Source organism: Streptomyces sp. NPDC054961, from assembly GCF_053609145.1.
Map to the genome: position 1 here is coordinate 1 of NZ_JBSGWY010000064.1, position 12,242 is coordinate 12,242.

A 12,242-nucleotide genomic window follows, 5' to 3' on the forward strand; every position below is an offset into this window, starting at 1 on the left:
GGCCGGGGCCGGGGCCGGGGCCGGGGCCGGGGCCGGGGCCGGGGCCGGGGCCGGGGCCGGGGCCGGGGCCGGGGCCGGGGCCGGGGTGATGATCTCCTCGTACGCGAACTCGCCCAGCATCTTGGCGAGGAGGCGGCGGGCGGCGAAGTCCCAGGTCGGGCGGTTCAGTTCGGGTGGGGTGGAGGGGTGTTGGGGCGATGCGGCCACGGCAGCCGAGAAGTGCGGGCCCGTGGAGCCGGGGGCTGGGGAGAAATTCGGCACGGAACTCCTCGGATATCGGGAACTTACCTGCGTCGCGCAGAGTTTTCGATGGGAGAGGTGCAGCAGACGGGACAAGAGCGGGCGGAGGGACCGGGGCCGGCGGGGCGGCCGTCAGATGAGGTGGCGCAGCGCCCGCTCACGGACCATCAGGGCGGCGCGCTTGCCAGGCAGTTCGATTTCCGCGGAACAGCGGAATCCGGAGCTCAAGAAGGCGGAGACGGAGGGGGTGTTGCGGATGTCCGGTTCGGCGATGACGCGCCTGCAGGGAGGGCGGTTGTCGAACACCAGGTCGGTGACGGCGCGCAGGAGCGCGGTGCCCAGACCCCTGCCGCGGTTCGTGCCGTCTCCGATGAGCAGGTGGATACCCGTGTCGTGCGGGCGCGCCGGGTAGTACGCGGAGACCGGGTCGAGGTCGGCCCGGTAGATCTCCCAGTAGCTCATCGGTGTGCCGTCGAGGAGGCCGAGGCACGGGATGCTGCCGGTGTCCCCGTCCAGCTGTGCCCGCAGGTGGGCGGCGGTGACGGCGACGGGGCCGGCGAGTTCCCAGTAGGCGTCGACCTGCGGGTCGTTCATCCAGCTGGTGATGAGCTCGAGGTCTCGGCCGAGCCGCACCGGTTCGAGACGGAAGACGCCGGCGTGGGTGGTGATGCCGCTCCAGCTTGCCGGAGAGTCGAGCAGGTCCGCTTCGGCGAGCCGGGGCAGCGACGCGGCGACGAGACGCGGCCCGACCCTGGGGGGCGCGGCGGTGTGGAGATCGGTGGAGGGCATCGGGGCTCTTCTCCCTGTCGGTTCTGGCGCGTCAATCGTGGAGGGGGTTGGTGATGGTGACGTAGACGGACTGGGTGTCGACGGGGCCGACGAGCTCGTCGAGGCCGCCCAGGCGGGTGAGCAGATTCGCCTTGCAGCGCAGGGTGGGTGAGTCGAGCAGTCGCGCGGGGAGCGGGCCGAGGTCGGCGGCCTTGCCGAGGAACCGGCGGAATGCCGCGAGCAGGACGCGTTCGTCGGCGAGGCGCTGGGATCCGAAGGCTCCGATGAGGCCGAACACGTTGTTGATGCCGAGGTAGTAGGCGAAGCGTTCGTCGGTGACGGCGTCGGAGACGAAGGTGTCGCTGGCGTCGCCGATACCGGGAAGCCGGCGCTCCAGTTCCGTGCGCCGGGAGTCGCGGAAGTAGTAGCCCTGGTTGTCGCGGTAGCGGCCGCCGACCGGCCAGCCGGCCGGGTCGAGGAGGACCAGGGTGTTCTGCTGGTGCGCTTCGAGGGCGATGCCCGCGAGCGCGTCGAAGGCGAGGACCGGCCGGACGACGTGGTCGAGGTAGCGCAGGAACCACTCGGCGGACACGGCGGCCACCGTCCGCCCGGTGGTGGCGGCGAGCCGCGCGACGGTTTCGGCGAGCCGGGAGCTCGTCGTGGTCCGGCCGGGCCACGGGCGGGGGGCGGTGAGTGCGGCGATGCAGAGGGCGTCGTCGCCCGAGCGGAAGGGGTTGTGACGCAGGAGGACGTCCAGGCCGGGGACGGGGAGGCCGTCGGCGTCGTCCACGGCCACCCAGGCGGGGTCGCGGACGATGTCGAATCCGGGGTGGGTCGCTCGCCACTGCTCGGCGAGTCCGGTGCGCAGCAGCCGGTGGACCTCGATGCCGCGGTGGAGCTCCTTGCGGAGGTTCTCCCGGCGGGAGTTGGTGATGCGCAGGCCCAGGGAGAGCTTGAGCATCGCGGGGGCGCCGGGCTGGTGGACGGTGCGGATGGAGGAGGTCGGGTACCAGGGTTCGCCGTACGGACCCAGGTCGTGCAGGAGTCCCGCGTCGCGGAGGGCGGTGACCGCGGGGCGCTGGAGCAGGTCGCGGGCCTGCCAGGGGTGAAGGGGAAGGGGGGTGGCGCCGTCGGGCAGCGGGAGCCCGGGGGCCATGCGGCCCAGCAGGCGGGCTGCGGAGACCGGGCGGCCGCGTTCGGTCCAGGCGGAGTCGGTGGCGAGTGCGGCGGGTGCGACGGCCAGCCAGTGCAGGGGGAAGGAACCGTGCAGTTCGGGTGAATAGCGGCGCACTTCGGCTTCGGAGAGTCCTTCGCGGCTCTTCGGGGTCGGGTGCAGGGGATGACCGAGGAGGAGGGACTGTTCCGCGGTGAGGAACAGGTCAGTGGCAACGGCTGCGGGTGCGGACGGGCGTTGGCGGCGGTCGGTGATGAACTCGGCGGTCCGGTGCACCGAGTCGGCGACCCGGCCGACGAGGTCGGCGCCGCCGGGGGCCGAGTTGCCTTGGACGACGCTGCCTTCGCGGGAGAGCAGCGCGGCGAGGGTGACGGCGTCCACGACGGGCGCCTCGACCGGGGCGCCCTCCAGCCGGGCCGGTCCGAAGCGGTGCCAGCCGGCGGTGGACCAGTAGCGGACCGCGACGAGCAGCGCGGTACCGGATGCGGGGAGGGGAACGCGCAGCACGGAACCGGCGGGCCGCCCGAGCCCGGTCTCGCGGACCCAGCACCGCAGCAGGTTCTCCGAGGCGGCGGCCTCGGCCGCGATCCTCGGGTCGGGGTGGTCCAGGGGGTCGGCCGCGCCCGCCCGGGGCCTGACCGTGCCGTCCTTCTGCCGGGGGACGTTGGCGGCGACGCCCTCGCCGAGCTGCGCCTCGGCCGCCACCCACGCCATGCCTGCCCCGGGCTTGCACGGCAACGACTCCGCCGGGCCGGTGACCCCGCTCACCGTCACCGCGGACGGCCCTGCCCCGGCCCCTGCCCCTGTCCCGGTCCCGGTCCCGGTCCCGGACTGGGCTTGGGCCGGTGCCGGTGCCGGGGTCTGGGCCGGGGTTTGGGCCGGGGTTTGGGCCGGGGTTTGGGCCGGGGTTTGGGCCGGGGTCTGGGTCTGCGTCTGGGCCGGGGTCCGGGCTTCGTCTCCGCCCGGTCCGGCCGACGGGGGCGCGACGGGCTGCCCCTGGGGTTGCTGCCCTGCGGCTCGGGCGATGCCGGGCCGTGCCGGGTTCGACCCGACGGGTGCCGGGTCCGTCGTGCCCTCGGCGCCCATGGCCGGAGGCATGGTGTCGGGCTGCGGCGCAATCCCGGCCGTACCCTCGGCGTCCGCGGCCGAAGGCGCGGTGTCGGGCTGCGGCGCGCTTGCGGCCACCTGCACGGGCCGCCTTGTCAGCGACCCGCCCGGCACCGTAGGCCACGGCTCGGATGAACTCCCCGCGGCTACGGGAGCAGCTGGCTCCGCGAAGCCGGAGTTCGCCGGGCGCGCAGCGTCCGGGCCAGGAGCGACCCTCCCTTGTGCGAGCGCAGGGCGTGCGTCACCCGAGGTGGCGTCCTGCCCGCTCGCACCCACCTCTCGGCGGGCAGAGCCGAACGACGCCGACACCGCCGGAATCCCGACCAGCCTCCGGGACACCTCCGCATCACCGGCACCCGCAGCCACCGGAGCGGCGGCGGGCATCGACGGCGGCCACTCGGTCGGGCACACGTCGGATCGGGCGGGGAGCGAAGCGGCCGGCTCGGACTCGTACCCGGGGGCTCGGGACGGACGCGACGCGGGCGGCACGGACTCGCCGGGGCGAGCCAGGGGCGACGCGGGCAGTTCGGGCTCTGGTGCGGCGGCTCGGGACAGAAGCGACTCCGGCAGCCGGGGCTCCCACTCGACGGGGTGGGCCAGGAGCGACGCGGGCAGCTCGGGTTCCGACGCGGCGGCTCGGGACGGAAGCGCTTCGGGCAGGCGGGGCTCCAGCCCACCCAACTGGGCTGCGGGCGATGGGGGCGACTCAGGTGCGTGCGCGGTAGCTCGGGGCGGGGCCGACTCCTGCAGCCAGGGCTCCCACTCGACGGGGTGGGCTACGGGCGACGTGGGCGACTCAGGTGCGTGCGCGGCAGCTGGAGACGCAAGCCCTCCGGGCAGACGGGGCTCCAGCCCACCCAGCTGGCCTGCGGGCGATGCGGGCGGCTCGGGCTCCGACGGGGCGGCTCGGGGCGGCAGGGACGCGGGCGGCGCGGACGCCTCGGACCCGCCGGGGCGAGCCAGGGATGCGGCGTGGGTGGTGGACGGGGAGTTCCAGCCGTCCGAGCCCGGGAGAGGGGTGGGCTGCAGAGCCCGGGTGGTCATGTCCCCGAAGGAAGCGGGGGCGGAGGGGTCGACCGGTGTTGTCGGCGTCGATGGGGTCTCGCCGTGGTCTGCCGGGGACCACGTGTACGCGGCACCCGCGGAGGTCGACGGGCGGGAGATCCGCAGTTCCGGTGTGCTGGAGGGAGCCGGACGTGGGGATCGGGTGACGGCGTCGAGAGCCGAGAGCAGAGGGGGGCCCATCGGCAAGGACACGGCGGGGGTGGTCGGAGCCGACGTCGGTTCGCCCCGTCCCGGCCGCGATGGGCTGTCGAGGGGAGGCCGCGCGGACGCTCCCCCGGCAGAGGGCGGTCCGGCCAGAGGCATCACGGTTTCCCTCCCCCCGGCAGACGTCGAACCCGGGGCCGTGGCCTGCGCGGGCGCGGCCAAGAACAGGGCCGGCTCGCCATCTCCGGCAGACGGGGAGGGAGACGGCGATGACGAGGGCTCGTCGGAGGTGGCATGCGGCATCACGGGCGTGCTCCAAACGGACGACGTGGAGCTGAGGGTGGGGGTAGGGGACGGCGAGGGGCTGGGAGCTTCGGCTGGGAGGACCCGAGTCAACGCGGGCTCGCTGCCCTCGGAGGCCGGACCGTCGAAGGCAGGAGGCTGTGGCACGGATGCAGGCGGGGCACCGGTGGAGGTGGATGTGTGCGGTCCCGGCTCACTCCGCGCAGGCCACACGGGCCCCCGTGCAGGGGCGGGAGTCGAGGGCAACGCTTGCCATCCGGCCGAGGGGTTCGGGGAGGACACGGGCTCGGCCCCTGCGAGCTGCGGCGAGCCGACTAGCGGTGTCGGCAGGAATCCTGCGGCGTCCGCCCTGACCGTCGGGGGCCCGTCGGGAGCATCACGGTCAGCGGACCGTCCGGCAGCCGTCCGGAACGCCAAGGAGCCCTCGGAAGTGAGAGGGGCAGAGGGGGCAGGCCCGGCGGAGGCAACCAGGGCAGAGGGCGCGGCCAAGACGGCGGAGACAGGCGACGGAGCCAGCGCGCCAGGCGCGGCAGGCGCGGCAGGCGCGGCAGGCGCGGCAGGGCGAGCTGACATCGCAGAGGCCACCTGCGGAGCAGAATCAACCAGCGCGGAGAAGGCATCGGGCCCGACGGATGCGGTAGGGCCGACGGGCCCGGCAGGAACAATCAGCCCGGCAGAGGAGGCAGTCGCGCCAGAGGAGGCCTGGGCGGCAGGCCCGGCAGAGGTGATCGGGTCGGCAGAGGAGGCCGAGGCAGCAGGCCCGGCCAGCCCGGCAGGAACAATCCGCTCAGCAGAGGAAGCAGTCGCGCCAGTGGAGGCTCGGGCGGCAGGGGTACGGGCAGGCATAGAGCCGGGCGCAGAGGCAGAGGCAGAGGCAGGCGATGCAAGCTCAGCGGCGGGCGGGGCAGGCGCAGCCGGAGCCGCGAAGACGGCGGGGGCTTCGGCTCCGCCGGGGGGCCGAGGCGCGATAGCGGCTGCGTGCTCGGGAGGGTGGACGGGGGCGACAGGTACCCCGGGGGCATACGCAGCGGGCGAAGCCACTACAGGCGAAGCCGCCACCGGCGAAGCCGACCCAGGCGAAGCCGCCGGAGGCGAAGGCAAAGCCGCCGGAGGCGAAGGCGAAGGGGGCGGCGGCGGTGGCGGGGCGGGGTGGGTGGGCATGGGGGTGGGTCCTTAGCGGCGGAGGGCGGCGGCGGCAGCGGCGGGGATGGCGTCGGCGAGGCGGTCGAGGACGGCGGCGGCCTGTTCGTCGGTCAGGGTCAGGGGCGGGAGGAGGCGGACGACGCCGGAGTGGCGGCCGCCGAGTTCGACGATGAGGCCGCGGTCCAGGCAGGCCTGTCGGACGGCCACCGCGAGGTCGGGTGCGGCCTCCCCCGTGTCGGGGTCGACCAGTTCGACGCCGAGCATCAGGCCGCGGCCCCGTACGTCCCCCACGTACGGGTGGGCCGGGATCAGGCTCCGCAGGGAGGCCAGCATGCGCGCGCCCAGGGAGTGCGCGCGGGCCGCGAGGCCGTTCTCCCGGACATGGGCGAGGGTCGCGGTACCCGCCGCCATGGCCAGCTGGTTGCCCCGGAAGGTGCCGGCGTGGGCTCCGGGAGCCCATCGGTCCAGCTCCGCCCGGTAGACGATCACCGCGAGCGGCAGGCTGCCGCCGATGGCCTTCGACAGCACCATCACGTCGGGCACGACACCGGCGTGGTCGACCCCCCAGAAGGCGCCGGTGCGCCCCACGCCCGTCTGGACCTCGTCGGCGATCAGCGGGATCCCCCGGGCCGCCGTGATCTCCCGCATCCGGCGCAGCCAGGCGTCCGGGGAGGGGTGGACCCCGCCCTCGCCCTGCACCGGTTCGACGATCATGCCCGCGGGCGTCGCCACCCCGCTCTTGGGGTCGTCCAGCAGGCTCTCCGTCCAGCGCGCCGAGAGCTCCGCGCCCTCGGGGCCGCCGACCCCGAAGGGGCAGCGGTGGTCCTGCGGGTACGGCAGCCGGGTCACGCGTACGTCCGTCGCCCCGCCCGATGCGTCCAACGCGCCCGCGGTCATGCCGTGGTAGGCCCCGGTGAAGGCGAGGAGCCCGGACCTGCCGGTGGCGGTGCGGACGAGTTTCAGCGCGGCCTCCACCGCGTCCGTCCCGGCGGGCCCGCAGAACTGGATGCGGGCGTCCGCGGCGAGCCCCGCCGGCAGATTGGCGAACAGCTCGGTGGTGAAGGCGTCCTTGACCGGCGTCGCGAGGTCCAGGACGTGCAGCGGGGCCCCCGAGTCGAGGACTCCGCGGATGGCTTCGAGAACCACCGGGTGGTTGTGCCCGAGGGCGAGGGTGCCCGCGCCGGAGAGGCAGTCGAGATAGCGACGCCCGTCGGCGCCCTCGATGGTCAGCCCCCGCGCGCGCACGGGGACGATGGGCAGGGAGCGCGCGTACGTCCGTGCGGAGGACTCCCGTTGGGCCTGCCGCCGCAGGATGCCCTCGCCCGGCGCCGTCGAAGCCCCCTGGTCCGCGGCGCCCTGGTCCGCGGCGCCCGGCGCCCGGTTCGACTGCGGCGGGAGGTGCGCCCCGGCCGCGGCCTGGTCGCTCGTCAAAGCCACGAGTGTCGTCCCTCCCGCACGATTGCCCTCCCGGTTCTCTCCGGTTCTCTCCGGTCCTCCTGCGCCGCGCCCGCGGTCCGCTCGCCGTGCGGTCGCGATGCGCGTGCGGTGCTCGTCCGGTGCGCCCGGGCCGCTCGTCCGGAGTGCGCCTCGAACCCCACGCCGCTCCCCCATCCCCCGTACGTACCAACGACGGTGACGGCGACGGATCACGGGTTGACCCAAGATCCTTGCCCCGCCCGCGAGACGGGCCCGGTTCCACGGAACCGTCGCCCCGGCCTGTGCCGTCCCTCACGGCAGCGGCATAGTGGGGGGCTGCAAACCCAGGCACCATCCCGAACCACCAGGGGGATTCACGACATGCGACCGATCCGACCGGTCACCGCGATCCTGTGCTCGGCCGCGCTCGCGCTGACCGCTGCGGCCTGCGGACCCGGCGACGGTGAGACCGACGCCAAGCCGACCGTGGCATCGAGCCTTCCGACCGGCATCGACGGGGTCAAGATCCCGGACGGGCTGAAGGACAAGCTCAAGGAGCACGGCATAGACCTGGAGAAGTGGAAGGGGGGTGCGTGGAAGAACTGGAAGAAGGAGGACTGGCTCCGCGAGGCGGGCGACTACATCAACCCGATCATCGAGGACCTGTGGGACCCGGACCGGATGCGTGACGCCGACAAGACGCCGCAGCCCCCGGCCGTCGACCCGGACGCGGGCAAGGACCAGGGCGTCACCGACCCGGTCCCGGCCGCGGTGGCGGCGAAGGCCGCGACCGCGCCCTACCACCAGAGCGTTCCGGCTTCCGGCAAGGTCTTCTTCGACGGCCCCGAGGGCTCGATGGTCTGCTCGGCGACCGTGGTGAAGGACCCGGCGCATCCCGGCAAGTCCAACATGGTGTGGACGGCCGGCCACTGCGTGCACGCGGGCAAGGCCGGCGGCTGGTACCGCAACATCGCCTTCGTGCCGTCGTACAACAACACCGGCAAGCCGGCGGCGGCGCTCAAGGGCGCTCCCCGCGAGGAGGTGGCTCCGTACGGCGTGTGGTGGAGCGACTGGGCGCAGACCTCCGACCAGTGGATCGCGACCGGCGGTCCGACCGGCGGCGCGGGTGCCCCGTACGACTTCGCGGTCCTGCACGTGACCCCGGAGAAGGGCGGCGGCAAGTCGCTGGAGGAGACGGTAGGCACGGCGCTCCCCGTGGAGTTCAACGCCCCGGCGGCGCCGAAGGTCGCGAGCATGACGGCCACGGGTTACCCGGCGGCGGCTCCGTTCGACGGCCAGAAGGCCTTCCAGTGCACCGACAAGCCGGGCCGGCTGTCGCTGAACACCACCGACCCCACGATGTACCGCATCGGCTGCACGATGACCGGCGGTTCCTCGGGCGGCGGCTGGGTGGCGACGGGCTCCGACGGCAAGCCGGCGCTGGTGTCGAACACCTCGATCGGCCCCGCCAAGGCGGCCTGGCTGGCCGGACCGCGGCTGGGCCCGGAGGCGAAGGGCATCTTCGACGCGGTGAGCGGCAAGTTCAAGTAGACGCCGCCGCGGCAGGATTCGTCGCGGGACGGCAGGCGTAGCAGGCAGAGCAGGAGTCGTGACGAAGGAGGGCCCCCCGCGGGATGCGGGGGGCCCTCCTTCGTTCCTCCACGGCCGTGCGCAGCGCGCACGGCCGCACGCGGCGCGGCCCGAAGGCCGCCGCGTCAGTGCTTGGCGAGCACGTACGGAGCGAACTCCGACGCCAGTTCCGCGTGCACCCGCGCCTTGAGCAGCGTGCCCTCCGCCGTGTGCTCCTCGGAGATCACCTCGCCCTCGGCATGGGCGCGGGCGATCAGTGAGCCCCGCGTGTACGGGACCACGGCCTCGACCTCGATCGCCGGCCGCGGCAGCTCCGCGTCGATGAGCGCGAGGAGTTCCTCGATGCCCTGGCCCGTGCGCGCCGAGACGGCGATGGAGCGCCGCTCGATCCGCAGCAGGCGCTGGAGCACCAGCGGGTCGGCCGCGTCCGCCTTGTTGATCACCACGATCTCGGGCACCTTGACGGCGCCGACCTCGCGGATGACCTCGCGGACCGCCGCCAGCTGCTCCTCCGGCGCCGGGTGCGAGCCGTCCACGATGTGCAGGATGAGGTCGGAGTCCCCGACCTCCTCCATCGTGGAGCGGAACGCCTCGACGAGGTGGTGCGGCAGGTGCCGGACGAAGCCGACGGTGTCGGCCAGGGTGTAGATCCGGCCGGAGGGGGTCTCGGCCCGGCGCACGGTCGGGTCGAGGGTGGCGAACAGCGCGTTCTCCACCAGGACGCCCGCGCCCGTGAGGCGGTTGAGCAGCGAGGACTTGCCGGCGTTGGTGTAGCCGGCGATGGCGACCGAGGGCACCTTGTTGCGGCGCCGTTCCTGCCGCTTGATGTCGCGTCCGGTCTTCATCTCCGCGATCTCCCGGCGCATCTTCGCCATCTTCTCGCGGATCCGGCGCCGGTCGGTCTCGATCTTGGTCTCACCGGGGCCTCGGGTCGCCATGCCACCGCCGCCGCCGCCACCCATCTGCCGGGACAGCGAAGCACCCCAGCCGCGCAGTCGCGGCAGCATGTACTGCATCTGCGCGAGCGCGACCTGCGCCTTGCCCTCACGGGACTTGGCGTGCTGGGCGAAGATGTCGAGGATGAGCGCGGTCCGGTCGACCACCTTCACCTTGACGACGTCTTCGAGGGCGATGAGCTGGCCGGGGCTGAGCTCGCCGTCGCAGACGACGGTGTCGGCGCCGCTCTCCAGGACGATGTCGCGCAGCTCGCGGGCCTTGCCGGAACCGATGAAGGTGGCCGGGTCGGGCTTGTCGCGGCGCTGGATCACACCGTCGAGGACGAGTGCGCCCGCCGTCTCGGCGAGGGCGGCGAGTTCCGCGAGGGAGTTGTCCGCGTCCTGCGCCGTGCCGGAGGTCCACACGCCGACGAGTACGACCCGCTCCAGGCGGAGCTGGCGGTACTCGACCTCGGTGACGTCTTCGAGCTCGGTGGAGAGGCCGGCCACGCGGCGCAGGGCCGCGCGCTCGGAGCGCTCGTACTGCGCGCCGTCCCGGTCTCCGTCGACCTCGTGGCTCCAGGCGACGTCCTCTTCCATCAGGGCGTCGGCCCGAAGGCTCTCGGTGAAGCTCTGCGGGTCCGCCGCACCCTGTGCGTCGTCCCGCGCGTCCTGGGAAGGGGAAGAAGAGGAGGTCATTGGATCCTTACGTCGATTGCGAATGCGTCCGCGCCAGTCGGAGCGGAGCCGAGGCCAAAGCTACTCCGGCGCGTGACATAACACTGTCATGTCCAACGTGTGACACCGCCCGGAGATTCCCCGCGGCGGCCCCGTCCGGCCCCGTCGATGGTGGCATGCCCGTTCCGCGCACGTCACACGCTTTTCGGGGTGCTCCACTCCGGGTGCCCCGGCATCGCGGGCGTCGTCTTTCCGTACAGCCACGGCTCCAGGAAGGCCGACAGGTCCCGGCCGGCCTCCCGCGAGGCCAGGCGTACGAACTCCTCCGTGCCGGCGGTGGAGTCCCGGTGGTCGGCCACCCAGCGCCGCTCCACCCGGTCGAAGGCCTCGGTCCCGATCTCCTGCCGCAGGGCGTACAGGATCAGCGCGGCCCCGTCGTAGACCGCGGGCCGGAACAGCCCGATCTTCTGCCCGTGGGGGGCCGGCTTCGGTGCGGCCGGCGGCCCGCCGTCCGCCCGCCACTGGTCGGAGCGCTGGTACGCCTCGCGCATCCGCCGCTCCAGGGAGTACTTTCCGAGGCCGTCCGCGTACAGGGCCTCGTACCACGTGGCGTGGCCCTCGTTGAGCCACAGGTCCGACCAGGTCCGCGGGGTCACGCTGTCGCCGAACCACTGGTGGGCCAGTTCGTGGACCATGACCGACTCCACGTACCAGTCGGGGTATCCGCTGTCTCCCGAGAACAGCCCGCTCTCGAACAGCGAGAGGGTCTGCGTCTCCAGCTCGAAGCCGGTCCTCGCCTTCGCGATCAGCACCCCGTAGTTCTCGAAGGGGTACCGGCCGACCCGCTCCTCCATCCACTCGACGTGCCCGGCGGTCTTCTTCAGCCACGGCTCCAGCCGCTTGCGGTCCGCCGCCGGGACCACGTCGCGCAGCGGCAGCCCGTGCGGCCCGGTGCCGCGCACGACGGCCGAGGCGCCGAGCGAGACCTGGGCGAGCTCGGTGGCCATGGGGTGGAGCACGTGGTAGGTCCACGTGGTCGCGGCGCCCGCGCGGGGGGCGGGCAGCAGGCCCGGCACCCCGTTGGCCACGGCCGTCACCCCGGCGGGCGCGGTGATCCGGAAGGTGAAGTACGCCTTGTCGGCGGGGTGGTCGTTGCACGGGAAGACCCGGTGGGCGGCGTCGGCCTGGTTGGCCATCGCCAGCCCGTCGTCGGTGACGACCCAGCCGCCGTCGGAGGCGCGGCCGCGCGGATCGCTCGTGTGCCGGACCGTGATGTGCAGGGGCGCACCCTGCTCCACGGGCCGGGCCGGGGTCAGCACGAGGTCCTCGCCGACGCTCGCGAACCGCGCCGGCTCGCCGTTGACCTCGGCGGACGCCACCGTGCCGTGCGTAAAGTCCAGGTTGACGGATTCGAGCCGCGTGAGGGTGCGGGCGTCGATGACGGTGACCGCGTCGAGCGGGGTGCGGTTGTCCTTGTACGCGAAGGACAGGTCGTACGCGAGCACGTCGTACCCGGGGTTCCCGAGCTCCGGGAACAGCGGGTCGCCGATGCCCAGCGCCTCGGGCGGGGGCAGGACGGCGGCGACGAGGGTGAGGGAGGCCGCGGCCAGCAGGGCGGCGCGCAGGCGCGGGGAGGAGAGCTGCATCCCCCACCGGATACCAGCGCCCGTCACGCGCCC

The 12,242-nt window shown here is 73.9% G+C and carries 7 protein-coding genes; 1 reads left to right on the forward strand and 6 read right to left on the reverse strand.

The features are described 5' to 3' along the window. The 4 genes from ACWF9Z_RS34295 to ACWF9Z_RS34310 form a co-directional block, all read right to left on the reverse strand. Nucleotides 1–207 (reverse strand): hypothetical protein (locus ACWF9Z_RS34295; RefSeq protein WP_453609204.1); only part of this gene is annotated, 207 nt, incomplete at its 3' end. A 165-nt stretch (nt 208–372) separates the two neighbouring features. Beyond that, a complete protein-coding gene (locus tag ACWF9Z_RS34300; protein WP_453609160.1) occupies nt 373–1,029 on the reverse strand; it encodes a GNAT family N-acetyltransferase in 657 nt (218 codons plus the stop codon). 31 nt (nt 1,030–1,060) lie between these two features. After that, nucleotides 1,061–2,896, reverse strand: coding sequence for an IucA/IucC family protein (locus tag ACWF9Z_RS34305; protein ID WP_453609162.1), 1,836 nt, complete (start codon nt 2,894–2,896; stop codon nt 1,061–1,063). A 3,078-nt stretch (nt 2,897–5,974) separates the two neighbouring features. Then, nucleotides 5,975–7,555, reverse strand: a complete 1,581-nt coding sequence (locus ACWF9Z_RS34310; RefSeq protein WP_453609165.1) for a diaminobutyrate--2-oxoglutarate transaminase family protein — start codon at nt 7,553–7,555, stop codon at nt 5,975–5,977. Nucleotides 7,556–7,741: 186 nt separating this feature from the next. On the opposite strand from ACWF9Z_RS34310, the gene ACWF9Z_RS34315 reads away from it, so the two are divergent. Beyond that, nucleotides 7,742–8,911 carry a trypsin-like serine peptidase gene (locus ACWF9Z_RS34315; protein WP_453609168.1) on the forward strand — a complete coding sequence of 390 codons (1,170 nt, stop codon included), beginning with the start codon at nt 7,742–7,744 and terminating at the stop codon, nt 8,909–8,911. 164 nt (nt 8,912–9,075) lie between these two features. Here ACWF9Z_RS34315 and hflX read toward each other — a convergent pair whose 3' ends face one another. After that, nucleotides 9,076–10,584 (reverse strand): GTPase HflX, encoded by a 1,509-nt coding sequence (gene hflX / locus ACWF9Z_RS34320; RefSeq protein ID WP_453609171.1) that lies wholly within the window; start codon nt 10,582–10,584, stop codon nt 9,076–9,078. Between the two features lie 173 nt (nt 10,585–10,757). After that, nucleotides 10,758–12,209: a M1 family metallopeptidase gene (locus ACWF9Z_RS34325; protein WP_453609174.1), complete on the reverse strand. Its 1,452-nt coding sequence runs from the start codon at nt 12,207–12,209 to the stop codon at nt 10,758–10,760. Nucleotides 12,210–12,242 lie beyond the last annotated feature (33 nt).